The following is a 24,356-nucleotide window of genomic DNA, read 5'->3' as shown; positions in this document are numbered from 1 at the left end:
TGCCCCTGCGACCGCGCCTGTTTTTTCGGAGCTCAACCATGCACACGCCCGACTGGGTGGCCCAGGGCCAAGCCCATATCTGGCTTCCCTATGCCCAAATGAAAACGGTGACGCCGCCGCTGCCCGTGGTGCGCAGCCAAGGCAGCCGGCTGGAACTGGCGGACGGGCACAGCCTGATCGATGGCGTGGCGTCCTGGTGGACGGCCTGTCACGGTTACAACCACCCGCACATCGCCCAGGCCGTGCGCGCGCAATTGGATGCCATGCCGCATGTGATGTTTGGCGGCCTGACTCACGAGCCCGCACTCACGCTGGCGCGCCGCCTGGCCGGCTTGCTGGGGCCGGGGCTGGACCGCGTCTTCTACACCGACTCCGGGTCGGTGGCGGTCGAGGTCGCCATGAAAATGGCGGTGCAGTTCTGGCTGAACCAGGGCGAGCGCGGCCGCAGCCGCTTTGTGGCGTTTCGGGGCGGCTATCACGGGGACACGTTCGGCACCATGGCCGTGTGCGACCCCGACGACGGCATGCACAGCCTGTATCGGGGCATGCTGGCCGAGCACGACATCGTGGACCTGCCGCGCGACGACGCGGCCTACGCCGCGCTGGATCAATTCCTGCAAGCGCGCGCGCCGCAATTGGCGGGCATTCTTGTCGAGCCGCTGGTGCAGGGCGCGGGCGGCATGTTGCTGCATGACTCGGAAGTGCTGCGCCGCTTGCGCAGCCTGGCGGACCGCCACGGCCTGCTGCTGATCTTCGACGAAATCTTCACCGGCTTCGGGCGCACCGGCACGATGTTCGCCTTTGAGCAGGCCGGCATCAAGCCCGACATCATCACCTTGTCCAAGGCGCTCACGGGTGGCACGCTGCCGCTGGCCGCCACGGTGGCCAGCAACCGGGTGTTCGACGCCTTCTGGTCCGACGACCCGGCGCACGCGCTGATGCATGGCCCCACGTTCATGGGCAATGCACTGGCCTGCGCGGCGGCCAATGCCTCGCTGGATCTGTTCGAGTCCGAACCCCGGTTGGCGCAGGCCCAAGCGCTGTCCCAGGCCCTGGCGGCCGGCCTGGAACCCTGCCGCGACTTGCCCTGGGTGCGCGACGTGCGCGTGCTAGGCGCCATCGGCGTGGTGGAGCTGGACGGCATCGCCGACCGCGAAGCTTTGAAGCGCCGGCTGGTCGACGCCGGCGTATGGGTGCGCCCCTTTGGCAACGTCGTGTACCTGACGCCGGCGCTGACGATTGATGGCGACGATCTGGCCGAGTTGATTCGCGCGGTGGTGGCCGTACTGCGACTGCAACGCCCTTGATGCGATCTCTGGACATGCTGGACACGCCTGGCAAGCCGCAACAAAAAGCGGCTTGATCCAGATCAAGGCGGCCGCCGGGGGTGCTCGTTACCATCGGCGCATGCGAGCAAAATCGATCTTCGCCGTTCCGGCCTGCCTGTCAGATACTGACCGCCAGCAGCGCCGCCATGCCTTGGTGCGCCTGTCGCTGGCCTGGCTGGCGATGATGCAGGTGATGATGTTTGCCTGGCCCGGCTACCTGCGCCACGACAGCATGCCCGCCGACGCCCTGGAAACGCTGGACTGGGCCATCGTGTTGATGAACTGGGCCAGCTTCGCGCTGACCATTCCCGTGGTGCTGTATTCGGCCTGGCCCATCTGGCGCCATGCCGGCGACAACCTGCGCCAAGGCCGCGCCGGCATGGACGTGCCGGTGGCGCTGGGCATCGTGGCTGCGTTCATACCCAGCGTGCACGCCACCTGGACGGGGCGCGGCGAAGTCTATTTTGATTCCGTCACGATGTTCGTGGCGTTTCTGCTGACCGCGCGCTACCTGGAACTGTGCGCCCGGCAATCGTTTGGCGGCGCGGCGGGCGGGGTGCGTCATCAGCGCGTTGAGGCGCAGCGGCTGGACCTGGGTGCGCGCGCCGATCGCCTGGCGTCGCGTTTTGTTCTGGCGCAGGTGGCGTTGGCGCTGGCCGCTGCAATTGGCTGGGCCTATATCGACCCCGCCCACAGCCTGCCCGTGATGGTGGCGTTGCTGGTCATGAGCTGCCCTTGCGCCATGTCGATGGCGGTGCCCACGGCGATGGCGTCCGCGCACTCGGCGCTGGCAGCGCATCCCACCATGCCCGACGCCGCGCTGGATGCGCTGTTGAGCCAGGCACGTCACAAGGCGCGGCAGAACCTGTACGGTTCGCTTGTCTGGCATCTGCTGATGACGCCGCTGGCGTTGATGGGTTGGGTGCAGCCCTGGCTGGCCGCCATCACGATGCTGGTGTCGTCGTTGGCGGTGGCCTATAACTCGTGGCGCCTGTGCCGCCGCGACTGGTCTGGCGGTGCTGCCCCCGTGGGCGCGTTGGAAGCCGCCAGGATGGAAACTGCGCAATGACCATCCTGTACTTGTTGCTGCCCCTGTCGCTGCTGTTCGTGCTGGCCATCGGCGTATCGCTCTGGTGGGCCGTGTTCAACGGCCAGTACGACGATACCGACAGCGCCGGCACGGCGATCCTGCGCGATGACGACAGCGGCCGCGCTGGCCGCGGCGCTAATTCATAACAAACCCTTGCTGATGCGTTGCGGCGTTGCCGCGTTCCCTTGCTGCCCCACGCGCGCTTGATCCATATCAACGCCGACTTCTGAACCCGGTCCCATCATTCAAGCCTGGAGCTATTTGTTACTTTGGGGGAAGGGTGATGAACGATTGCGCCGCAATCGCAAGCAAGGCCGACACCTTCAACTACAAGATCGTGAGGCAGTTCGCGCTCATGACGGTGGTTTGGGCCATTGTCGGCATGGCTGTGGGCGTTTTTATCGCCGCGCAGCTGATTTGGCCACAGTTGAATTTCGATACCGCATGGCTCAGCTACGGCCGTCTGCGCCCGCTGCACACCAACGCGGTGATTTTCGCCTTTGGCGGTAGCGCGTTGTTCACGACGTCGTACTACGTCGTCCAGCGCACCTGTCAGGCGCGGCTGTTCTGCGACAAGCTTGCCGCCTTCACGTTCTGGGGCTGGCAGATCGTCATCGTGGCCGCCGCCATCACCTTGCCGATGGGCTTCACCAGCAGCAAGGAATACGCTGAACTCGAATGGCCCATCGACATCCTGATCACCTTGGTCTGGGTGGCCTACGCCATCGTGTTCTTCGGCACCATCGTCAAGCGCCGGTCCAAGCACATCTACGTGGCCAACTGGTTCTTCGGCTCGTACATCCTCACCATCGCCATCCTGCACATCTTCAACAACATTGAAATGCCGGTGTCGATGTGGAAGTCGTACTCGGCTTACGCCGGCGTGCAGGACGCCATGGTGCAGTGGTGGTACGGCCATAACGCGGTGGGCTTTTTCCTGACCACCAGCTTCCTGGGCATGATGTATTACTTCGTGCCCAAGCAGGCCGGCCGCCCGATCTATTCGTACCGTCTGTCCATCGTGCACTTCTGGGCACTGGCCTTCACGTACATGTGGGCGGGACCGCACCACCTGCTGTACACGTCGTTGCCTGACTGGACGCAATCGCTGGGCATGACGTTTTCGCTGATTCTGCTGGCGCCGTCCTGGGGCGGGATGATCAACGGCATCATGACGCTGCAAGGCGCCTGGTACAAGCTGCGCACCGACCCGATCCTGAAGTTCATGGTCACCGCGCTGTCGTTCTACGGCATGTCCACGTTTGAAGGGTCGATGATGTCGATCCGCACGGTCAATTCGCTGTCGCACTACACGGACTGGACCATCGGCCACGTGCATTCCGGCGCGCTGGGTTGGGTGGCGATGATTTCCTTCGGCTCGCTCTACTACCTGATCCCGCGCCTGTATGGCCGCGAAAAGATGTACAGCGTGAAGGCCATCGAGCTGCACTTCTGGATCGCCACCATCGGCGTGGTGCTGTACATCGCCGCCATGTGGATTGCCGGCGTGCAGCAGGGTCTGATGTGGCGCGATACCGCACCCGACGGCACTCTGGTCTACAGCTTCGTTGAAGAACTGAAGACGCGCGTGCCGTACTACCTGATCCGTTTGCTGGGCGGCGCGCTGTTCCTGTCGGGCGTGTTCGTCATGGCCTGGAACGTGTGGATGACGGTGCGCGGTGCGCTGCCGGTCAACCCCGCCATTCCCGAAGACGACCCCCATGCCGCCCGCCCGCCGGTCGCAGCGACCGACGTGCCCGCCGCGCCCGCCGTGCCGGCCACTGCTTGACGAGGACATCATGGCCAACAATAAAACTGGCTTCTTTTCTCACCAGACGCTTGAGAAGAACATCGGCTGGATGATCATCGCCAGCATCCTGGTGGTGTCCTTCGCGGGCCTGGTTCAGATCATTCCGCTGTTCTTCCAGCACAGCACCACCCAGCCCGTGGCGGGCGTCGAACCCTACAGCCCGCTGCGGCTGATGGGGCGCGACGTGTACATCCGCGAAGGCTGCGTGGGCTGCCACTCGCAGCAGGTGCGCGTGCTGGCCGCCGAAGTGCAACGCTACGGCTCGTATTCGACGGCGGCGGAATCGGTCTTCGACCATCCGTTCCTGTGGGGCTCCAAGCGCACCGGGCCAGACCTGGCGCGCGTGGGCGAACGCTATTCCGACGATTGGCACCGCATTCACCTGCGCGACCCGCGCAAGGTGGTGCCGGAATCGAACATGCCCGCCTATCCCTGGCTGCAAAAGACGGTAATCACCGGGCAGAACGTGGCCGAGCGCATGCGCGCCTTGCGCACGCTGGGTGTGCCCTACACCGACGAGCAGATCGCCGCCGCGCCGAAGGCAATCGAAGGCAAGACGGAAGAGGACGCGCTGGTGGATTACCTGCAAAGCCTGGGCGTGGGTGTGCGCCTCGCCAAGCAGGCGGCTGAAGCCAAGAAGGCAGAAGAGGCCAAGAAGGCGGAAGAGGCAACGAAGGCGGAACAGGCCAAGAAGGGCGCTGAATCGGCCGAGCCGACCGCGCAGTCCGCGGCGCAACCCGCCACCGGAGGCTGACCATGGTGGCTTATCTGAGCGCAATCGTTACCGCCATTTCCATGGCGACCTTTTTCGGCATCGTCTGGTGGGCCTGCTCGCGCGGCCGCCAGGGCGCCAACCGCGACGCGGCCATGTTGCCGTTCGCCCTGCCCGATGAATTCGGCCAGGCACAACAAGATGGAGCGAATCGATCATGAGCGATTTCGTCAATGGCTTCTGGGGGATTTTCATTTCGGTGGTCGCCGTGGGCGGCGTGCTCTGGTGCGTGTGGCTGCTGTACACGCAGCGCCGCTGGCTGGGCGCCAAGCCGGCCGCCGGGCAGGTGGAAGACACCGGCCACGTCTGGGACGGCGACCTGACCGAACTGAACAATCCCGTTCCCACTTGGTGGACGTGGATGTACCTGCTGGCCTGCCTGTTCGCGCTGGGCTATCTGTTCTTCATGCCGGGCCTGGGCTCGTACAAGGGCCAACTGGGCTACAGCAGCACGGAAGAGGTGGCGCGGCACCAGGCCAAGATGGCCGATGCCGTGCGCCCCATCTACGCGCGCTTTGAAACCATGACCGTGCCGCAGATCGCACAGGACGCGGGCGCCCGCGAAATCGGCCAGCGCCTGTTCCTGAACAACTGCGCGCAATGCCATGGCTCGGACGCCAAGGGCGGCCCCAGCTTTCCCAACCTGACCGATGGCGACTGGCTGCATGGCGGTTCGCCGGAAGTCATCATGAAGACCATCAAGGAAGGCCGTCACGGCGTGATGCCGCCCTGGAAGTCCGCCATCGATGCGAAGGCGGCGGGCGACATCGCGCAGTACGTGCGTTCGCTGTCGGGGCTGACGGCGGACCCCATCCGCGTGTTTCGCGGCAAGCGCGAGTTTGGCAACTTCTGTGTGGCGTGCCACGGCGTGGACGGTAAGGGCAATCAGTTGATGGGCGCGCCCAACCTGACGGACGACGTGTGGCTGTACGGGTCTTCGGAAGCCTCTATCGTGAAGACCATCCTGGACGGCCGCGACAACCGCATGCCCGCGCACGAACACATCCTGAACCCTGAACAGATCAAGGTGTTGACGGCCTGGGTGTGGGGCCTGTCGAACAAGCCGGAAGGTGCGGGAGACGTGCAAGCGGTCGACACCGCGGCGATCAACACCGCGGCTGTTGGCACCGCGCCCCTGGCCAAGTAAGCCGGCCAGTGGCGCTTAGGTGGGGCGGGCCACGCACGGCCAACCCCACATCATCGGATTTACCGTACGGAGCAGCATATGGATGATGGGTCAACCGCAAGCGTGGGCACGCCGCCTGGCGGCGAGCCGCCGCCCTGGCGCCCGCACACTCGGCCGCCACGCCCGGGGGCTGAAACCCTGGAGCAGACGTTGGCAGGCGTGCGCAGCAAGATCTATCCGCGCTCCGTCAGTGGCATCTTCGCCCGCTGGCGCATCGCGTTCGTATTCATCACCCAGCTCATCTTCTACGGCTTGCCCTGGCTGCAATGGAACGGCCGCCAAGCCGTGCTGTTCGATCTGGGTGCGCGCAAGTTCTATCTGTTCGGCCTGGTGCTATGGCCGCAAGACGTCGTGTACCTGGCCGTGCTGCTGGTGATCTCGGCGTTGGCGCTGTTCCTCTTCACTGCCGTGGCCGGCCGCTTGTTCTGCGGCTACGCCTGTCCGCAAACCGTCTACACCGAAATCTTCATGTGGATCGAGCGCAAGGTCGAAGGCGACCGCATTGCGCGCATTCGCCTGGACGAGTCGCCGTGGAGCCTGCGCAAGGCGCGCCTGAAAATCACCAAGCACTTTTTATGGATCGCGCTGGCCTGGTGGACCGGGTCCACCTTCATCGGCTACTTCGCGCCTATTCGCGAACTGGGCCATGAACTGTTCACGCTGCAACTGGGCCCGTGGCAATGGTTCTGGATGCTGTTCTACGGCTTCGCCACTTGGGGCAACGCCGGCTTCATGCGTGAATCGGTGTGCAAGTACATGTGCCCCTATGCCCGCTTCCAGAGCGTCATGGTGGACCCGGACACCTTCGTCGTCACCTATGACAAGCGCCGGGGCGACCCGCGCGGCGGGCGTTCGCGCAAAGTCGATCACAAGGCGGCTGGCCTGGGCGATTGCGTGGATTGCAGCCTGTGCGTGCAAGTCTGCCCCACGGGTATCGACATCCGCGACGGCCTGCAATACATGTGCATTGGCTGCGGCGCCTGTATTGACGCCTGCGAACAAGTCATGGACAAGATGCAGTACGAACCGGGCCTGATCCGCTACACGTCGGACCGCGCCATGCAGGACGGCCTGAGCAGCCAGAGCGCGCGGTCGCATCTGCTGCGCCCGCGTGTGCTGATCTACGGCACGCTGATCCTGATTCTGGTCGTGGCGTTTGTTGCCTCGTTGGCGATGCGCAACCCCTTGCGGGTGGACGTCATCCGCGACCGGGGCGCGCTGGGTCGCGAAGTGGCGGGCGGGCAGATTGAAAACGTCTACCGCTTGCAGATCATCAACACGTCGGACAGCGCCATGCAGTTGCGTCTGTCGGCCGACGGCATGCCCGGGCTGCAAGTGATGGCCGGGCGTCAGGGATCGGACACGGTCGAGGTGCCGGCCGCCGCCAACAAGCTGGTGCCCATGGTGATCCGCGCGCCCGCGGGCGCTGAACCCGGCGCCCACCCCATCACGCTGCGCGCGCGCGGCCACGACGGCGAAAACCGCTCCATCCATACCGATGAGGCCGCCAGTTTCTACGTACCCGACTAAGCCTGCCAAGGACTGCTCATGACACTTGCTCAACATGCCCCGACCCCCAAGCCCTGGTATCGGGAACCCTGGCCCTGGATTCTGATGGCTGGCCCGTTCGCAGCCATGGTCGGATGCTTCATCACGATCTACTTCGCCTACAGCAACTTCATCCACGAGCCTATCCAGGACGGCGTGGTCAAGCGCGGCCTGGTCATTGAGCAGGCCGCACCCCAGGCAAGCGAGGGCGCGGGCGCCGCGCAAGCCAAGCCTTGAGCAGGGAGAGCACAGATGGGCCTGCGTGCATTGATGTGGATTCTGTGGCCGTCGTTCATGGCGGCCGGGATAGGCAGCGCGCTGATATTCGCGCTGATTGACCCCTTGGATGTGGCGATCTTCGGGTACGTGCCCACGGGACGCATGGGCTTTTATACGGTGTCGTTCTTCGTGCTGTGGGTGATGGCGGGTATGTCCAGCACGCTCACGGCCTACCTGATGCCCAAGGCGGCGGAAGACGAAGACCTTTGATGCCGCGGTTCTGATGAGGGGGTCTTGATGGGACAGCCGTGACACGCCAGCCTTGATCTGGCCGCTATGAATCGCCGTCATGAACGGCCCCCCGCGCGGCGCAGTGCCGCCCGGGGTGCGCACGTGGCGTCAGATTTTCTTCACGAATTCCGACTTCAGGCTCATCTGGCCAAAGCCGTCGATCTTGCAATCGATGTCGTGGTCGCTGTCGACCAGGCGGATGCCCTTGACCTTCGTGCCCATCTTCACCACGCCGCTGGAACCCTTGAGCTTCAGGTCCTTGATGACGGTGATGGTGTCGCCGTCTTGAAGCACGTTGCCGGCGGAATCCCGGTAGACGCGCGCTTCTTCGACGACAGCGGCGGTGTCCTGGGCCGACCACTCATGCGCGCACTCCGGGCAGATATAGACGCCGCCGTCTTCGTAGGTGTATTCGGATTGGCAGGCGGGACAGGCGGGTAATGCACTCACGGAAGACCTCGGATAAATCACGCGCGTTGCGCAATCGGCGATTGTACGTCCCGCAGCGTCAAAATTTCGCCTAAAACGCGCCCATCATCGTTGAATATCGTGCAGCAGGTCGACAAAATGTTGTCCGGCCGCGCTTAACGGGCGGTCGCGCGACACGATGCTGCCGAAGGCGGTCAGCGATTGCCGGATCTGGTAGGGCAGGATCGCCAACAAGCCATGCGCCGCGTACCGGCTGGCGACCGATTCCGGAATCACGCCCAGCATGTGCGACTTCATGGCCAGGTTGGTGGTCGTCAGAATGGACGCCGATTCGATCAACCCCGGCGGCGTCGCCACGTTATGCGACCGGAATTCCTGTTCTATCACCTCGCGCATCGGGCTGCCGTGGGGTTGCAGAATCCACGGATACGCCAGCATCGCCTCGAAGTCCAGGCGCTTATGCACGGCCTGCGGCGAAGCCAGCGGGTGGTCCACCGCCGCGATCACGGACAGCGCCTCGTCGCCGATTGGCCGGAACACGTAGTTGCGATCCGACAGGGTCAGCATGCGCCCGATCACCACGTCCAGCTTGCCTTCGTTCAATTGCGCGATGAGCAGGTCGCTGGTGCCGGTGGCGATCTCCACGGCAAGCAGCGGATACGTCTGCTTCAAGCGCAGCAGGGCATCAGTCAAATGCCCCGGCGACGCCGCCATGATGCTGCCGATGAACAGCTTGCCGGCGCTGCCCAGCCTAAGTTCATCGAGCTCGCGCGCCAGCGACGACATGGTGCCGCGCATGCCCCGGAAATACCCCATCACGCAAGCGCCGGCCGGTGTCAGCGCCAGCCCGCGGCCCACCCGTTCAAACAGCGGCTGCCCCAGCGCCAATTCCAGTTCGTGCAGCATTTTGCTGGCCGCCGATTGGGTCATGTTCAGTTGCGACGCCGCCGCCCGCAGCGTGCCGCGTTCATCAATGGCCAGCAACAGCACGATCTGGCGCATGCGCAGCCGCGAGAGCAGGGCGGGAACATTCAAATTGCGGTCCATGATTGATCGCCTGTGGTGAACGGTTGGTGCAAAAGTTTCATTTTACGGAAACAGCCGATGTTTCTAAGATGGCTTCACAACAAAGCCGTAAGCGGCGAAGAAACATCAAGGAGACAAACCATGAAGATCCGTGATATCCGCGACATCCGCGCTGTGCTCGCCCTGGCGGCCGCCGCGCTGTGCCTCGCAACCCTGGCGCCCGCCCAGGCGCAAAACGCCGACTGGCCCAACAAACCGCTGCGCCTGCTGGTGGGCTCCGCGCCCGGCGGCGGCACCGACGCCATGGCGCGCGCCGTGGCCGACCGCCTGGGGCCGATGCTCAACCAGACCGTCGTCGTGGAGAACAAGCCGGGCGCCTCCAACACGCTGGCGGCGGACCAGGCGGCGAAGTCGGCCGACAAGCACACCATGGTCATGGGGGTATCCACCGCCCACGCCATTGCCCCGCATCTGCTCAAGCTGGGTTACGACAATGACCGCGACCTGACGCCGGTGGTGTTCGTGGGGGCGGTGCCGAACATCCTGGTGGTCAATAACCAGGTGCCGGCTGATTCCGTCCAGGCGCTGATTGCGCTGATCAAGCGCCGTCCCGGCGAGTTCAATTTCGCCAGCAGCGGCTCGGGCAGCACGCAGCACATTGCCGCTGAACTGTTCAAGGACGCAACCGGCGTGCAGATGACGCACATCCCGTATCGCGGCAGTGGCCCCGCCATGGTCGACCTGATGGGCGGACAGGTGCAGATTGCGTTTGAAACCGCGTCGTCCGTCATTCCGCACATCAAGAGCGGCAAGGTGCGCGCGCTGGCGGTGCTGAGCGCCCGCCGCAATCCCCAGCTTCCCGATGTGCCCACCATGGCCGAGGCCGGCGTGCCGGGCGTGGAGATGAGCGCCTGGTACGGCATCTACATGCCCGCCAACACGCCCGCCGCCATCCAGACGCGCATTCACGACGACGTGAACCAGATTCTGGCCCTGCCTGAAACGCAGGCCCGGCTGCTGGCGATCGGCGCGGACATCACCCCGATGAGCCAGGCGCAGTTCGCGCAGTTCCATGCCGCTGAGAACCAGCGCTACGCCGACATCATCAAGAAAAACAATATTTCCGTGGAATGACCTGACATGGACACGCAGCAAAAACCCGTCATCGCCCTGACCCTGGGCGACCCGGCCGGCATCGGCGCCGAACTCATCGCCCGCCTGTTGGCCCGGCCTGAAGCGTGCGAGCGCGCCAACATCGTGCTGGTGGGCGACGCCTGGCTCTGGCGCGAGGGCCAGCGCGTAGCCGGCGTGCAGGTGCCGACCCAAACCGTGGACAGCATGGCCGCCGTGCGGAGCCGCGCCGATACCCGCCAGCCCGCCTGGCTGGCCATGGACACGGTCCGGCCCGAGCAGGTAACGGTGGGCCAAGCCCAGGCGCCCGGCGGCGCGTCGGTGCTGCAAGTGCTTGACGCTTGCATGGACGCGGCGCGCGACGGGCATATCGACGCCATCTGTTTTGCGCCCCTGAACAAATTCGCCATGAAGCAGGGCGGCTTGAAGCACGACGACGAGCTGCATCACTTTGCGCAGTACCTGGGCGTGACGGGCTACTTCTGTGAATTCAATACGCTGGGCGATCTGTGGACGTCGCGCGTGTCGTCGCACATTCCGCTCAAGGACGCCGCGGCGGCGCTCAGCATCGAAGGCATCAAGGCCGCCACGCGCCTGATCTATCGGTCACTGCAAGCCAACGGCATCGCCCAGCCGCGCGTGGCGGTGGCGGCGTTCAACCCGCACGGCGGCGACGGCGGCACTTGCGGGCGCGAAGAGGTCGACATCATCGAACCCGCCGTGCGGCAGATGAATCAGGAAGGGCTGCCTATCGCCGGGCCCTTTCCCGCCGACACGATCTTCCTGAAGGCGCAGGCCGGCGAGTTCCAGGCGATTGTCACCATGTATCACGACCAGGGGCAGATCGCGATCAAGCTGCTGGGCTTCTCGCGCGGCGTGACGGTGCAGGGCGGCCTGCCCATTCCCATCACCACGCCTGCGCACGGCACCGCTTACGACATCGCGGGCCAGGGCCGCGCCAATGTGGACGCCACCTGGCAGGCGTTCCTGATTGCCTGCCGCATGGGCGCATCGCACCGAACCTCTCTTGTTTGAACAGGGACCACACCATGAAGATCAAATCCGTCCGCGCCCGTGTCTTTGAATGGACCGGCAAGACCGTGCCGCCGCAAGGCAACTTCTGCTCCAACGCCATGGACCTGCTGTATTCACGCGAGGAAACCATGAGCACGTTCCGCTTTCATGGCTGGACGGTGGTGGAAGTGGAAACCGACGACGGCATCGTCGGGCTGGGCAATGTGGCGCTGGCCCCGCGCGTGGCCAAGGCCATCATCGACCAATACCTGGCGCCCCTGGTGGTGGGGCAAGACCCCTGGGACTACGAATACCTGTGGCAGCGCATGTACCGCGCCACGCATGCCTGGGGCCGCAAGGGCGTGACGATGGCGGCGATTTCAGGCGTGGATCTGGCTATCTGGGACATTCTGGGCAAGTCGGTGGGCAAGCCCGTTTTCAAGCTGCTGGGCGGGCGCACCAAGGAGAAGATTCCCGTCTATTACTCCAAGCTGTACCGCACCGACCTGAAAGCCATGCAGGAAGAAGCGCAGACCTATCTGGACCAGGGCTTTACCGCGTTCAAGATGCGCTTTGGCTATGGGCCCGCGCATCTTCAGAAGGGCGTCGTCGAGAACCTGAAATCGGTGGAGGCCATACGCGAAGTCATCGGCTACGACACCGATCTGATGCTGGAATGCTATATGGGCTGGAACCTGGAATATGCCAAGCGCATCCTGCCCAAGCTTGAAAAGTTTGAGCCGCGCTGGCTGGAAGAACCCGTCATTGCGGATGACATCGACGGCTACGCCGAGCTGAACCAACTGACCTCGATTCCGATCTCGGGCGGCGAGCACGAATTTTCGCTGTATGGCTTCAAGCAACTGCTGGACAGGAAGGCCGTGTCGGTGGTGCAGTACGACACCAACCGCGTGGGCGGCATCACGGCGGCGCACAAGATCAACGCGCTGTGCGAAGCCTACAGCGTGCCGGTCATTCCGCATGCCGGCCAGATGCATAACTACCATCTGACGATGAGCACGCTGGCCTCGCCCATGAGCGAGTACTTCCCGATGTTCGATGTGGAAGTCGGCAACGAGCTGTTCTACTACATCTTCGACGGCGAGCCCGTGGCCAAGGAAGGGTTTATCGACCTGGATGACAACAAGCCGGGCCTGGGGCTGACGCTGAAGACCGAATACCTGAACGATTTCAACATCATCGAGTAAGCCGCCATGACCCTGACCACAACCATGACGCCGACATCCCAGGCGCCGCGCTATCGCGGCATTTTCCCGGTGGTGCCCACCACGTTCACCGAATCGGGTGAGCTGGACCTGCCCAGCCAGAAGCGCGCGGTGGACTTCATGATTGATTCTGGCGTGGATGGGCTGTGCATCCTGGCCAATTTCTCGGAGCAGTTCGTGCTGTCGGACGACGAGCGCGAGGTGCTGACGCGGACCATACTGGAACACGTCAGCGGCCGCGTGCCGGTCATCGTCACCACCACGCACTTCGGCACGCGCGTTTGCGCGGCGCGCAGCCGGCGCGCGCAAGACCAGGGCGCCGCCATGCTGATGATCATGCCGCCGTATCACGGCGCCACCATCCGGGTGCCCGAGGCGCAGATCGAAGCCTTCTTCCAGCAGGTGTCGGACGCGGTGGATATTCCCATCATGATCCAGGACGCGCCGGTGGCGGGCACGCCGCTGTCGGCCGCGCTGCTGGCGAAGATGGCGCGCGAGATCGAGCAGGTGTCGTATTTCAAGATCGAGACCGCGGGCGCGGCCTCGAAGCTGCGTGACCTGATTGCGCTGGGCGGGGCGGCCATTGAAGGCCCGTGGGATGGCGAAGAGGCCATCACGCTGCTGCCCGACCTGGATGCCGGCGCCACGGGATCCATGACGGGCGGCGGCTTTGCCGACGGCATCCGGCCCATCATCCAGGCGCATCGCCAAGGGCAGCGCGACGAGGCCTACCGCCTGTATGAACGCTGGCTGCCGCTGATCAATTATGAAAACCGCCAGGGCGGCATCCTCACGGCCAAGGCCTTGATGAAGGCGGGCGGCGTGATTGATTGCGACGCGCCCCGGCATCCGTTCCCGCCGATGCGCGACGAGGTGCGCCAGGGCCTGCTGGAAACCGCCCGCCGGCTGGACCCCCTGGTGCTGCGCTGGGGGCGGTAAGCGCCAGATGTCAAACACAGCGTTCCACCAGGCCGACCAAGCGGCCCTGGTGTAACGAGTAAAATCCCCGGCTATCGATTACGTTGGGGGCTTGTGTGCAGCCGGTTATTTCAATTCAAGGTTTATCCAAGCGATACGCCTCGGGATTCCAGGCGCTCAAGGGCGTCAACCTGGACATTCAGCGCGGTGAAATCTTCGCCTTGCTCGGGCCGAACGGCGCGGGCAAGACGACGCTGATCAGCATCATCTGTGGCATCGTCAACCCGTCCGACGGCCGGGTGCTGGCCGATGGCCATGACATCGTGTCGGACTTTCGCGCCGCGCGTTCCAAGATCGGGCTCGTGCCCCAGGAAATTTCCACCGACGCCTTCGAAAGCGTGTGGAACACGGTCACGTTCAGCCGGGGCCTGTTCGGCAAGCCGGCCAACCCGGCCTACATAGAAAAAGTGCTGCGCGACCTGTCCCTGTGGGACAAGAAGGACAGCCGCATCATGGCCTTGTCGGGCGGCATGAAGCGCCGCGTGATGATCGCCAAGGCGCTGTCGCATGAGCCGGCCATTCTGTTCCTGGACGAGCCCACCGCGGGTGTGGACGTGGAATTGCGGCGCGGCATGTGGGAAATGGTGCGGCGGCTGCGTGAAAGCGGCGTCACCATCATCCTGACCACGCACTACATCGAAGAAGCGCAGGAAATGGCCGACCGCATCGGGGTGATCCGCAAGGGCGAAATCATCTTGGTGGAAGAGAAGAACGCGCTGATGGCCAAGCTGGGCAAGCGCCAACTGAGCCTGACCCTGAAGGCGCCGCTGCCGGGCATTCCCACCGGTTTGGATGCCTATCAGCTGGACCTGTCGGCCGACGGCTACAAGCTGGTCTACACCTATGACAACCAGGGCGGCGGGCAAATTTCGCAGTTGCTGCAGGACCTGGGCCGGCTCCAGATTGAATTCACCGACCTGAGTTCATCGGAAAGCTCGCTTGAGGATATCTTCGTCAGCCTGGTACACGGTCAATCATGAACTTCTACGCCATACGCGCTATCTACCTGTTTGAAATGGCCCGCGCCTGGCGCACGCTGATGCAAAGCGTGTTGTCGCCCGTCATTTCCACGTCGCTGTATTTCGTGGTGTTCGGGTCGGCCATCGGCTCGCACATGGTCGAGATCGACGGCGTCAGCTACGGCGCCTTCATCGTGCCCGGCATGATCATGCTGTCGCTGTTGACGCAAAGCATCGCCAACGCATCCTTCGGCATCTACATGCCACGGTTTTCCGGCACCATCTATGAGATCCATTCCGCGCCCATCTCGTATGTTGAGATCGTCATGGGCTATGTGGGGGCGGCCGCCAGCAAGTCCATCATCCTGGGGCTGATCATGCTGGCCACGGCGCGGCTGTTCGTGTCGTTCGAGGTTGCCCACCCGTTCTGGATGCTGGGCTTCCTGGTGCTGACCGCCGTGACCTTCAGCCTGTTCGGCTTCATCATCGGCGTGTGGGCTGACGGCTTTGAAAAGCTGCAGATCATTCCGCTGATGATCGTCACGCCGCTGACCTTCCTGGGCGGTACCTTCTATTCCATCAAGATGCTGCCGCCGTTCTGGCAGACCGCCACCTTGTTCAATCCGGTGGTCTACCTGGTCAGCGGCTTTCGCTGGGCGTTCTATGGCGTGTCGGACGTCAGCCTGGGCGTCAGCGTGGGCATGACGCTGGTGTTCCTGCTGGCCTGCCTGATCGGCGTGCGCTGGATCTTCAAGACGGGTTACCGCCTGAAGACCTGATCAGCGAGGGCCTCTTGGCGGGGCCTCTCAGCGCGGCCTCTTAGCGGGGCCTTTCAGCGGGCCCTCTTGGCAAGCCCGCTTGGTGGCCCCTCTTAGCAGGCTGCGGTCGGCGCCTTGCGCGCCAGGCCGCCAAAGGCGTCCAGCAACCGTTCGCGCCAGGCGTGAACGGGATCGTCTTCCGCCAGCAGTTCCAGCGAGCTGGTGCAGCGCGCCCACATGAACATGCCAAAGACCGCATAGTCGGCGTAGCCGTGCTGGGCGCCCGACAAAAACGGCTGCTTGCCCAGCGTGTGGCGCAAAGGCAGCAGCGCCGCCCGCAGCGCGTCGATCTGTTCGGCGTAACCCGCCGGCAAATCTTCAAGCCTGCCAAAACGCTTTTCGCGCGAGGCCCGGAAATAATCCTTGTCCTTCTCGTGGATCAGTTCGTGGATGGCGGGCAGCAGCAAGCGCGCCAACACCGGCACCAAGGTGGTGTCGGCCCAGGAGTTCGCGAACAGGCTGAGCGCGCGGCCGCCCTCGCCATGGAACAGCGAGGGCCGCTCGGGGAAGGTGTCTTCCAGATAGCAGACGATGCGCCAGGAATCATTGACCACATGCTCGCCGTGCACCAGCACGGGCACCAGCTTCTGGCCAGAAAATTCAATAGCTTCTTTCTCAGTGAAGCGCCACGGCACGGTCTTGGCCGACAGCCCCTTGTGGGCCAGCGCCATGTGCGTTTTCCAGCAGTGCGGGCTGAAGCGCAGCGTCTCGTCGGCGCCAGCCAGGTCATACAGGGTGAGATCCGGGGTCAAGATGCCGTGCTCCTTCGAAGTGGGGTCGATAGCGGAACCGGCAGCCAGGATACTGCTTTCCGGTGGCGCGGAAAACGTGGCGCGCGAGTGGAAAGCGCAAATCCGAAAGCACAAATGAAAAGCGCCACGCGCTCAAAGAACGCGTGGCGCGGGCCGGACAATCCCCGGTCCGGCCGGTCATGCCTGTGTGTCCTACTTCGACTTGCCCTGGCTCAGGTTCATGACCCGCTGCTTCAACTGCGGATCTTTTTGAACGGCCTGGCCAATGCCATTGAATTCTTCAACCGTCAGGCCGTCGGCGCGCACCAACTGCACCATCTTCGCGTCGGCTTCCTGCACGACCTTCTGCTTGTCGTCGTTGGTCTTCGCGGCGTCGACCTTGGGACGGTATTCGTCAACCACGCCCGACACCTTTTGCGATGCCGAAGCGAAGCGCTGTAGTTGCTGATCGGTGGGTTGGGTGATGGCGGGGGCCATCTGCGGCTGAGCGGCCGGCTGGCTGGCGTTCTGCGCCATCGCGGGAGCACCGGACAGCGCCGTCGTCAGGATGGCGGCGGATAGGAATGCGTAAGTGGAACGCTGCATGAAACCTCCGTGTTCCGGTTAAGTGTCCGACCATGATGAAGACCGCAAGCGCCCAGGGGCAAGTTTCGCGATGTGTTTTCCTGTGTCGGCAGGCCACGAGCGGGCGCCGCCCTGTAGGAGGGAGGCCCCTGGGGCGGCCACGGAAACGTTTTGCGTGGTTTCGTAGTGGCTGCTGGCCGCGATGTGTCGGCAGGTGTGCGCGGGTGGGACGTTGCGGCCCACGAATGTGCGGGGCGATCGTAGGATGGGTGGAGCGCGAGGAGACGTTCAGAAAGACCCAAGCGCCGAACGCGCGCAACCCATCAGCCACCGGTGGATATAAATTGGACCGCTGCCAGATGGGTTACGCGCGATGGTGCCCCGGCGATCTTGCCGCGGACACCGCGCGCTGCACCCATCCTACGTAGTTACCGTTGCAGTCCTTTGCAACGGCCAGTCAGATCAGCAGCATGCTCACCATCACCAGCACCAGCAGCGCGATGTAGACCCGCGCGTGCAGGCGGTCGGGAATGCGGGGAATCAGCGGGGCCGCCAGTCGGATGCCCGCCAGCGAACCCAGCGCCAGCACCACGAAAGCCAACAGGTCGACATAGCCGATGATCCACGGCGCAAGCGGGGCAGGCAGACCGCGTGCCGCCGCCATGTAGGCCACGGTTCCCACGATGGCCACCGGCAGGGTCAAGGGGTTTGCCATCGCTGCCGCCTGGGCCATCGGCAGGCCCCGTCGCCGCAGCAGCGGCACCGTCATCACGCTGCCGCCCACGCCCAGAAACGTGGCGATGGCGCCGATCACCACGCCGCCGCTCACCACAACGCCCCGGCCCAGCGGCACGGGCGCGCGGGCATCGGCTTGCGTCAGGAAGCCTTGGCGCAGCAGGCAGTCCAGGATGGTCACGGCCAGGTAGGCAATGAAGGCCCAACGCACCAGGTCGCCGCTGGCCCGCGTGGCGGCCCACGCGCCCAGCAGCGCACCCAGGGCGATATACGCCGCTAGCGGCCAGACGTACGGCCGCAATAGATTGCCCGCGCGCTGATGCTTGCGCGTGGCGGCGATGGCGTTCACCACCATCACGCACGTGGAAGTGGCCACCGCGATATGCATTGCGGACTGGCCGATCAGATCGATGACGCCCGGCGTTGCTCCTGAATTTGCGCCATGCATGGCGGTCAGTACGCCATACAGCACGGGCACCACGACAAAGCCGCCGCCAAAGCCGAACAGCACGGTCGTGACACCACTGAGTCCGCCGAACAGCGCCAGTAATAGATAAAGCATGGTTGTCATCCTGAAGAACAAGCCAGGACGATACGGCGCGGTGCGGTGGCTGGTTATCGCGCTTTGGACAATAATGTTTGCATTTCGGCCAAACCCGTCCTCTTGCAATGCGCAATACCCATATCGACCGCTACGACGCGCTGGACCGTGCGGTGGTCGCCATCGGCAACGACTACCCACCCGGCCATGTGCTGCCTGCGCATGCGCATCGGCGCGCGCAACTGCTGTATGGCGCGACCGGCGTCATGCATGTGGTCACGCGCGACGGCAATTGGGTGGTGCCGCCGCAGCGCGCGGTATGGATCCCCGCCGGCGTGACGCATCAGGTGCGCATGTGGGACGTCAGCACGCGCAGCGCTTATATCGAACCGGGCGCGGCGCGCGTTGATCGGAACGTGTGCGAGGTTATCGACGTGTCGCCGCTGTTGCGGCAGTTGCTGCTGGACGCGGTGGATATGCCCGCTTCCTATGACCCCTCGGGCCGCGACGGAGCGTTGGCGGCCTTGCTGCTGCACGAAGTGGAACGCGCGCCCGTCTTGCCGCTGCACATTCCGCTGCCGCGTGACAAGAAGCTAGGGCCACTGTGCCGCGCCTTCATCGCCGCGCCGGATGCGCGCATGCCGCCGCAAACCTGGGCTGACCGGCTGCACATGAGCCCGCGCACGTTTAGCCGATATTTCCGTCAGCAGACGGGAATGGCGTTTGCGCAATGGCGCCAACGCGCTTGCGTGGTCTTGGCGCTGGCCCGCCTGGCGGCTGGCGGCTCGGTCACCGCCATTGCGCTGGACTTCGGCTACCAAAGCCCCGCCGCCTTTTCAACGATGTTCCGCCGAGTGCTGGGACGCGCGCCCACCGACTACCTGCGGCATCGCTAGTGCCGAGCGGCGGACATGCGTAAAGCTCAGGCCGCGTACCAGAGCACTGCAAAAAAGTGGCAGACCGTGCCCGCCAGCACAAACAGATGCCAGATGAAATGGCTGTAGCGCCAGCGGTTGTCGAAAACGAAGAACACCACGCCGCCCGTATACGCCAGCCCGCCCGTCACCAACCAGGCCAGCCCGCCCGAGGGCACGCTTTCGATCAGCGGTTTGACCGCGATGATCACCAACCACCCCATGGCCAGGTACAGGCCGGTGGACAGAGCAGGGCGATTCAGCCGCTTGCTGGCCTTCAACCCCACACCCAGCAACGCCATCGCCCACACCAGCCCGAACAAGGTCCAGCCCCAGGGCCCACGTAGGGCGCCCAAGGCAAACGGCGTATAGGTCCCGGCAATCAGCAGGTAGATGGCCGAGTGGTCCAGCACGTTGAATATCTGCTTGGCCCGGCACAGCGGCAAGGCGTGATAAATCGTGGATGCCAGATACAGCAAACACATCGACGCGGCGAACACCGCCGCCGCCGCGATGAAGGCGGCATCCCCCTGGCGCACGGCGGCCACAATCAGGATGGGCGCGGCAGCCAAAGCGCCCACGGCGCCAATGCCGTGGCTGACGGTGTTGGCGATTTCTTCGCCGAAGGTTTGGGGGCGGTCGTTGGGAAACATGAATACGTCTTATTGATGCAAGGCTACAACCATAAGCGCTTTGGGCGGCGGGCTCAATGGTTGGCGGGGTGGTGGGCGCGGGGGATGCGGGTCGCGCTTGATATTGTGCAAGCCCAGCGCACGTGATCAACCGGAAGCGACTTACTCCGCAGTAACCCTGTGATACATTTCATGCGGCTATTCAACCGCCCGCAGAGGCGGTCGCCTTGTTCTTTTTCCTGGGCTCGCACCCGCGTTGGCGCATCGGCGTCAGCGCAACAGATACTCTTAGCGTTCTGACCATCGCGGTCGCGTTGGTGTCCCGTTTGCAATGGCTGACGGGCGGCCCCGGCCTGGCCGGGAGGTTCTAGCAGGTTTACTGGCCGAGGCCTACCAATGGCGCGCAGTTTTACCAATCTGTTTTTCAAAGCGGCAAAGAAGCTGAGCAAGCTGCAACGCACCGCGATGCGCATGGCGACGCCCAAGCCCGCCCGCAAGCGGGCCACGTCGGCGCGCAAGGCGGCGGCCAAGGCAGCGCCGGCCACGGCCACCCCACGTCAACCCGTAACCCCGTCGCTGGGTAGCGGGCGCTGGGAAGGCTCCCGGCGATTTTCCGATGGCCAGGGGCGTCAACTGAGCTTTGCGCGCTATACCCCGGCTTCCGCGCCGCCCACGGGCATGCCCTTGGTGGTGATGCTGCATGGATGCCGCCAGACCGCGCTGGCCTTCGCGCGGGGCACGCGCATGAACCAATGGGCGGACGCGGGGGGCTTCATGGTGCTGTACCCGCAGCAGTCCATGACGCGCCAGGTGCAGCGCTGTTGGCGCTGGTTCCAGCCCGACGACGCGCACGGCGGTGCCGAGGCCGATTTGATCGCGGCGCTGATCCAGTCTGAAGTTGCGCGGCACGGCCTGGACCCCGAGCGGGTCTATGTGGCTGGCCTGTCCGCGGGCGCGGGCATGGCGGCCTTGGTGGCCTTGCGCCATCCGTCGATGATCGCGGCGGTGGCAATGCACTCGGGGCCGGTGGTGGGCGACGCCCACAGTGCCACGGCCGGCATCAGCACCATGCGGCGCGGTTCAGTCAAGCCCTTGCTGCCGCTGCTGGCAAGCGTGTCAGACCCCGCCGTGTTTCAACTGGGCATGCCCGCGCTGATTCTTCAGGGCCAACTGGACCCGGCGGTGGCGCCGCGCAACGCCAAGCAATTGTTCGAGCAGTTCCGCGCGCTGAACGCCCCACGCCCGGAAGACGTGCCAATTGAACGTGTGCTGGGCTTGGGCACTGACACGGCGTATCGCCGCGTGGATCTGCTGCGCGGCCGAAAAACCGTGCTGCGCCTATGTGAGATCACGCGCCTGGAGCATGCCTGGAGCGGAGGAGATGCCTCAGTGAAGTACCACGCCCGGGGTGGGCCGGATGCGTCGGCGCTGGTGTGGCGCTTCTTCCAGGGCTTGCGCCGCGTGGGGGCGGGTCGCTCCAAACCCTAGGCAGGATTGTTCCGATTTTGGGAACGGATATGTCGAGGCCGGGCGCCAGGGAAATGGCACCCGGTGGCAGTAACATCGCCGCATCCCTGGCGCTGGCTGCATTCCGCGCGCGCCCACCAGACGAACCCCTTTGGAACTTCCCGCCATGACGCTTTCTGTTTATCAGGCCTCCGTGCCCGTGTTCATCCGAGGCCTGACCGTGCTGGCCAGCCTGCTGGAAAAAGGCCTTGCCCATGCCGAAGCAGCGGGCACCGACCCCGCCGACCTCGTCAACGCGCGCCTGGCGCCCGACATGTACCCCTTGTCGGGCCAGATCCAGCGCGCCAGCGATGCGGCCAAGTTCGCCGTGCAGCGCTTGTCGCAGGGTCAAGCACCCAAGTTTCCCGATGAAGAAACCACGTTTGCGCAATTGCAGCAACGCATCCAGGACACGATCGCCTACCTGCAAAGCGTGACGCCCGAGCAGTTCGACGGCGCCGAAGACCGACAGATCGTCATCAACTTCGGCGACTTCAAGCCCGAGTTCAAGGGCGACACCTATCTGCTGAGCTTCGCGCTGCCGAACTTCTATTTCCACGTGACGACCGCCTACGCGATTCTGCGCCATGCGGGCGTAAAGATCGGCAAGCTGGATTTCCTGGGGCCGTACTCGCAATAAGCGGCGGCCAGGCGCCGGGCAAACGCAGGCCATGCAGACCTGCGGGCCCGCCGCCCGCCGCGTAGGCTTACTTTTTGTTGGCGTCGCCGCAACCCGACATCTCGCCCATCTTGGCCATGTTTTGCTGGATTTCTTCGGGCGTGTAGTCGAACTGGTGCGTGGCGATGGACCAGCGGTGGCCAAACGGGTCCACCACCTGGCCGTACCGGTCGCCCCAGAACATATCTTCGGCGGGCATCGCCAGGGTGGCTCCGGCGTCCACCGCTTGCTTCATCGCGGCGTCCACGTCCTTCACGTACAGGTGCAGCGTGACGGGCGTGCCTTTCAGCGCCTTCGGCCCCAGGCTGCCCCATTCGGCAAAATCATCCATCAGCATCAGCACGGAATCGCCGATGCGCACAGCCGCGTGCATGATCTTGCCGCCCGGGCCGGGCAAGCGCGCCAGCTCTTCGGCGTTGAAGGCTCTCTTGTAGAAGGCGATGGCGTCGGCGGCGCCCTCGCAGATGATGTGGGCGGTCAGCGTGTGCATGCCGGCGGGAATGGGTGTGGTGGCGGGCGTGGCCATGGTCAGTCTCCAGATAGGTGAGGTGATGGGTTGGGGACGGAGCACCGCCGCGCGTGGCGTGCCGGCTTGTCCTGTCTATACGACGAACGGGCGGTGTCGATATCGACACGCCGCGCCATTTTTTTTATTTGCTTACCAAGGTGCTGAATCCGCCCCAGCACATCCGCTTGAAATCGAACACGTTTTCGCAACCGCTCATATTGGCCAGGCGGGGGTCGGCCATGACCAACGGGTTGATGCGGTCGCGGTCGGCCTTGCTGGCATACAGGATCCAGGCGAAGACCACCGTTTCGCCGTCCTTGACGCCGGCCGCTTCGGCAAACGACCGCATGTTTTCGCCACCCGGTCCATCGGCCACGCATTCGCGGTAATCCAGCGCGCCATGGTCCAGCCAGACCACCTTGGCCTGTTCCGCCATCTTCTTGTAGTCGGCCAGGTTGGCCTTGGGCACCGGCAGCAAGAAACCGTCTACGTATTCTTCCATCGCACACTCCTTTGGTTGCTGTGGTTGGTTCGGCGAGCGCGCCCGCTGGTCGCGCCTGCCGCCGTCCGGCCATACAGCCGTAGACGCCACTTTATCGGCATCGGCGCCGCTTTCAGATAGGGGATTGCGACATTCTTGCGGGTGGATTGCGTCAACGCCCGGGCGTATGCTTAGCGTCATGAAAAATGTCGCGTTTCTTCTGCCCACGGGCACCAACATTGCGTCCCTGGAAACCGCGCGCCACGGCTTCCTGGTGGCCAATAACTACCTGGCCGCGCAAGGGCGCGAACCCCAATTCCATGTGCGCACCCTGGCGCTCACGCGCGAGGTCAGCCTGGATGAGGGGCGCATCAAGGTGCAGGCCGACCTGGTGCTGGCCGACGCGCCGCAAATCGACATCTGCATTGCTCCACCCCTGTTGGGCACGGTGTCCGACGTGGTGCTGTCGAACCGGGAGTTGATCGATTGGTTGTCGACGCATCACCGCAACGGCGGCGAAGTGGCCAGTTTGTGCGTGGGCGCCGCGCTGTTGGCCGCGGGCGGCGTGCTGGACGGACAGCAGGCGGTGGTGCATTGGGTGGCGCAGAACCTGTATGCCAGCCTGTTTCCGAATGTCCGCTGGATCAGCGACCGCGTGGTCATGGCCGAGAACGGCGTCTACACCAGCGGCGGCGCGTTTTCGGCGGCGCATCTGGTGTTGCACCTGATCGAAAAATACACCGACCGCGACACCGCCATCTGGTGCGCCAAGTATTTCCAACTGGACTGGAGCCGCCAGAGCCAGTTGCCGTTTTCGGTGTTCATGGGCCAGAAGGCCCACGCAGACGAGGTGGTGCGCGCCGTGCAGACTTACATCGAAGGCCGCTACACGGAAAAGATCACCGTGGAAGAGCTGGCCGGCCACCACGCCATGGGCCGTCGCACGCTGGAGCGGCGGTTTCGCCAGGCCACGGGCAACAGCATCGTGGAATACCTGCAGCGCGTGCGCGTGGAAGCGGCCAAGAAGCGGCTGGAAAGTTCGCGCAAGAGCGTGGCCGAAGTCATGTACGAAGTGGGCTACAACGACACCAAGGCGTTTCGCGACATCTTCAATAAATATTGCGGCATGTCGCCCGTGGGCTATCGCGAACGGTATCAGTAGAAAATCGGACTTCTCTTACAGATGTTCGGGGCGCTCTCGGCCTATTCTTGATGCGTC

At 64.2% G+C, this 24,356-nt stretch carries 28 protein-coding genes; 20 read left to right on the top strand and 8 right to left on the bottom strand.

Annotation, left to right across the window (positions count from 1 at the left end; genetic code table 11):
* Nucleotides 1-38: 38 nt before the first annotated feature.
* The 10 genes from WBR68_RS18010 to WBR68_RS17965 all read left to right on the top strand — a co-directional run bounded on the left by WBR68_RS18010 (nucleotide 39) and on the right by WBR68_RS17965 (nucleotide 8,223).
* Nucleotides 39-1,307, top strand: coding sequence for an adenosylmethionine--8-amino-7-oxononanoate transaminase (locus WBR68_RS18010; protein WP_230694896.1), 1,269 nt, complete (start codon nucleotides 39-41; stop codon nucleotides 1,305-1,307).
* Nucleotides 1,308-1,407: 100 nt separating this feature from the next.
* Complete coding sequence (locus tag WBR68_RS18005; protein WP_230694895.1) at nucleotides 1,408-2,397, top strand: P-type ATPase; 990 nt, start codon at nucleotides 1,408-1,410, stop codon at nucleotides 2,395-2,397.
* Nucleotides 2,394-2,564, top strand: a complete 171-nt coding sequence (ccoS, locus tag WBR68_RS18000) for a cbb3-type cytochrome oxidase assembly protein CcoS (protein WP_083447214.1) — start codon at nucleotides 2,394-2,396, stop codon at nucleotides 2,562-2,564. The genes WBR68_RS18005 and ccoS overlap by 4 nt, the downstream gene beginning before the upstream one ends.
* Before the next feature lie 137 nt (nucleotides 2,565-2,701).
* On the top strand, nucleotides 2,702-4,207 hold the full coding sequence (gene ccoN, locus WBR68_RS17995; RefSeq protein ID WP_050445030.1) for a cytochrome-c oxidase, cbb3-type subunit I: 1,506 nt from the start codon (nucleotides 2,702-2,704) through the stop codon (nucleotides 4,205-4,207).
* A gap of 10 nt (nucleotides 4,208-4,217) precedes the next feature.
* On the top strand, nucleotides 4,218-4,982 hold the full coding sequence (gene ccoO, locus WBR68_RS17990; protein WP_127185102.1) for a cytochrome-c oxidase, cbb3-type subunit II: 765 nt from the start codon (nucleotides 4,218-4,220) through the stop codon (nucleotides 4,980-4,982).
* Between the two features lie 2 nt (nucleotides 4,983-4,984).
* Complete coding sequence (locus WBR68_RS17985) at nucleotides 4,985-5,161, top strand: cbb3-type cytochrome oxidase subunit 3 (RefSeq protein ID WP_050445031.1); 177 nt, start codon at nucleotides 4,985-4,987, stop codon at nucleotides 5,159-5,161.
* On the top strand, nucleotides 5,158-6,147 hold the full coding sequence (ccoP, locus tag WBR68_RS17980; protein WP_050445032.1) for a cytochrome-c oxidase, cbb3-type subunit III: 990 nt from the start codon (nucleotides 5,158-5,160) through the stop codon (nucleotides 6,145-6,147). Before WBR68_RS17985 ends, ccoP begins: the two co-directional genes overlap by 4 nt.
* Nucleotides 6,148-6,225: 78 nt before the next feature.
* A complete protein-coding gene (ccoG, locus tag WBR68_RS17975; protein ID WP_127185100.1) occupies nucleotides 6,226-7,716 on the top strand; it encodes a cytochrome c oxidase accessory protein CcoG in 1,491 nt (496 codons plus the stop codon).
* Between the two features lie 18 nt (nucleotides 7,717-7,734).
* Nucleotides 7,735-7,971 (top strand): FixH family protein, encoded by a 237-nt coding sequence (locus WBR68_RS17970; RefSeq protein ID WP_083447215.1) that lies wholly within the window; start codon nucleotides 7,735-7,737, stop codon nucleotides 7,969-7,971.
* 15 nt (nucleotides 7,972-7,986) lie between these two features.
* Nucleotides 7,987-8,223, top strand: coding sequence for a hypothetical protein (locus WBR68_RS17965; RefSeq protein ID WP_050445035.1), 237 nt, complete (start codon nucleotides 7,987-7,989; stop codon nucleotides 8,221-8,223).
* Between the two features lie 129 nt (nucleotides 8,224-8,352).
* Here the strand turns inward: WBR68_RS17965 and WBR68_RS17960 are convergent, their stop codons facing one another.
* The gene (locus WBR68_RS17960; protein ID WP_050445036.1) at nucleotides 8,353-8,694 is read right to left on the bottom strand and encodes a zinc ribbon domain-containing protein YjdM; all 342 of its coding nucleotides are present in this window, start codon (nucleotides 8,692-8,694) and stop codon (nucleotides 8,353-8,355) included.
* 84 nt (nucleotides 8,695-8,778) lie between these two features.
* Nucleotides 8,779-9,720, bottom strand: a complete 942-nt coding sequence (locus WBR68_RS17955; RefSeq protein ID WP_050445037.1) for a LysR family transcriptional regulator — start codon at nucleotides 9,718-9,720, stop codon at nucleotides 8,779-8,781.
* 120 nt (nucleotides 9,721-9,840) lie between these two features.
* Here WBR68_RS17955 and WBR68_RS17950 point away from each other — a divergent pair, with 120 nt between their 5' ends.
* From WBR68_RS17950 to WBR68_RS17925, 6 genes are all read left to right on the top strand, one after another.
* Nucleotides 9,841-10,833 (top strand): Bug family tripartite tricarboxylate transporter substrate binding protein, encoded by a 993-nt coding sequence (locus WBR68_RS17950; RefSeq protein ID WP_050445038.1) that lies wholly within the window; start codon nucleotides 9,841-9,843, stop codon nucleotides 10,831-10,833.
* 6 nt (nucleotides 10,834-10,839) lie between these two features.
* The gene (locus WBR68_RS17945) at nucleotides 10,840-11,865 is read left to right on the top strand and encodes a 4-hydroxythreonine-4-phosphate dehydrogenase PdxA (protein ID WP_050445039.1); all 1,026 of its coding nucleotides are present in this window, start codon (nucleotides 10,840-10,842) and stop codon (nucleotides 11,863-11,865) included.
* 14 nt (nucleotides 11,866-11,879) lie between these two features.
* Nucleotides 11,880-13,052, top strand: coding sequence for an L-rhamnonate dehydratase (locus WBR68_RS17940; RefSeq protein ID WP_230694894.1), 1,173 nt, complete (start codon nucleotides 11,880-11,882; stop codon nucleotides 13,050-13,052).
* 24 nt (nucleotides 13,053-13,076) lie between these two features.
* Nucleotides 13,077-14,009, top strand: a complete 933-nt coding sequence (locus WBR68_RS17935; protein ID WP_230694955.1) for a dihydrodipicolinate synthase family protein — start codon at nucleotides 13,077-13,079, stop codon at nucleotides 14,007-14,009.
* A 95-nt stretch (nucleotides 14,010-14,104) separates the two neighbouring features.
* Entirely contained in the window at nucleotides 14,105-15,028 is a 924-nt protein-coding gene (locus tag WBR68_RS17930) for an ABC transporter ATP-binding protein (protein WP_230694893.1), read from the top strand.
* Nucleotides 15,025-15,786 (top strand): ABC transporter permease, encoded by a 762-nt coding sequence (locus tag WBR68_RS17925; protein ID WP_050445042.1) that lies wholly within the window; start codon nucleotides 15,025-15,027, stop codon nucleotides 15,784-15,786. The genes WBR68_RS17930 and WBR68_RS17925 overlap by 4 nt, the downstream gene beginning before the upstream one ends.
* 92 nt (nucleotides 15,787-15,878) lie before the next feature.
* Here the strand turns inward: WBR68_RS17925 and WBR68_RS17920 are convergent, their stop codons facing one another.
* The 3 genes from WBR68_RS17920 to WBR68_RS17910 all read right to left on the bottom strand — a co-directional run bounded on the left by WBR68_RS17920 (nucleotide 15,879) and on the right by WBR68_RS17910 (nucleotide 18,438).
* Nucleotides 15,879-16,577, bottom strand: coding sequence for a glutathione S-transferase family protein (locus WBR68_RS17920; protein ID WP_230694892.1), 699 nt, complete (start codon nucleotides 16,575-16,577; stop codon nucleotides 15,879-15,881).
* A gap of 192 nt (nucleotides 16,578-16,769) precedes the next feature.
* A complete protein-coding gene (locus tag WBR68_RS17915; protein WP_050445044.1) occupies nucleotides 16,770-17,162 on the bottom strand; it encodes a DUF4168 domain-containing protein in 393 nt (130 codons plus the stop codon).
* A gap of 436 nt (nucleotides 17,163-17,598) precedes the next feature.
* Nucleotides 17,599-18,438, bottom strand: coding sequence for a sulfite exporter TauE/SafE family protein (locus tag WBR68_RS17910; protein WP_230694891.1), 840 nt, complete (start codon nucleotides 18,436-18,438; stop codon nucleotides 17,599-17,601).
* Between the two features lie 107 nt (nucleotides 18,439-18,545).
* Here WBR68_RS17910 and WBR68_RS17905 point away from each other — a divergent pair, with 107 nt between their 5' ends.
* Complete coding sequence (locus tag WBR68_RS17905) at nucleotides 18,546-19,313, top strand: AraC family transcriptional regulator (RefSeq protein WP_230694890.1); 768 nt, start codon at nucleotides 18,546-18,548, stop codon at nucleotides 19,311-19,313.
* Between the two features lie 26 nt (nucleotides 19,314-19,339).
* On the opposite strand, the gene trhA is transcribed toward WBR68_RS17905, so the two are convergent.
* Complete coding sequence (gene trhA / locus WBR68_RS17900; protein ID WP_230694889.1) at nucleotides 19,340-19,984, bottom strand: PAQR family membrane homeostasis protein TrhA; 645 nt, start codon at nucleotides 19,982-19,984, stop codon at nucleotides 19,340-19,342.
* A gap of 375 nt (nucleotides 19,985-20,359) precedes the next feature.
* Here trhA and WBR68_RS17895 point away from each other — a divergent pair, with 375 nt between their 5' ends.
* Nucleotides 20,360-21,451: an extracellular catalytic domain type 1 short-chain-length polyhydroxyalkanoate depolymerase gene (locus tag WBR68_RS17895; protein ID WP_230694888.1), complete on the top strand. Its 1,092-nt coding sequence runs from the start codon at nucleotides 20,360-20,362 to the stop codon at nucleotides 21,449-21,451.
* A gap of 145 nt (nucleotides 21,452-21,596) precedes the next feature.
* Nucleotides 21,597-22,109 carry a DUF1993 domain-containing protein gene (locus WBR68_RS17890; RefSeq protein ID WP_050445050.1) on the top strand — a complete coding sequence of 171 codons (513 nt, stop codon included), beginning with the start codon at nucleotides 21,597-21,599 and terminating at the stop codon, nucleotides 22,107-22,109.
* Nucleotides 22,110-22,176: 67 nt separating this feature from the next.
* Here the strand turns inward: WBR68_RS17890 and WBR68_RS17885 are convergent, their stop codons facing one another.
* Together WBR68_RS17885 and WBR68_RS17880 are read right to left on the bottom strand one after the other, a co-directional pair.
* The gene (locus WBR68_RS17885) at nucleotides 22,177-22,674 is read right to left on the bottom strand and encodes a VOC family protein (RefSeq protein WP_230694887.1); all 498 of its coding nucleotides are present in this window, start codon (nucleotides 22,672-22,674) and stop codon (nucleotides 22,177-22,179) included.
* Between the two features lie 124 nt (nucleotides 22,675-22,798).
* Nucleotides 22,799-23,158 carry a DUF1428 domain-containing protein gene (locus tag WBR68_RS17880; RefSeq protein ID WP_050445052.1) on the bottom strand — a complete coding sequence of 120 codons (360 nt, stop codon included), beginning with the start codon at nucleotides 23,156-23,158 and terminating at the stop codon, nucleotides 22,799-22,801.
* Between the two features lie 166 nt (nucleotides 23,159-23,324).
* On the opposite strand from WBR68_RS17880, the gene WBR68_RS17875 reads away from it, so the two are divergent.
* Nucleotides 23,325-24,299 carry a GlxA family transcriptional regulator gene (locus tag WBR68_RS17875; RefSeq protein WP_050445053.1) on the top strand — a complete coding sequence of 325 codons (975 nt, stop codon included), beginning with the start codon at nucleotides 23,325-23,327 and terminating at the stop codon, nucleotides 24,297-24,299.
* Nucleotides 24,300-24,356 lie beyond the last annotated feature (57 nt).

Origin of the sequence: Achromobacter sp. JD-1 (assembly GCF_038594925.1) — a bacterium.
GTDB lineage: Bacteria > Pseudomonadota > Gammaproteobacteria > Burkholderiales > Burkholderiaceae_B > Achromobacter > Achromobacter spanius_C.
This window is presented reverse-complemented; position numbering and strand designations above follow the sequence as displayed.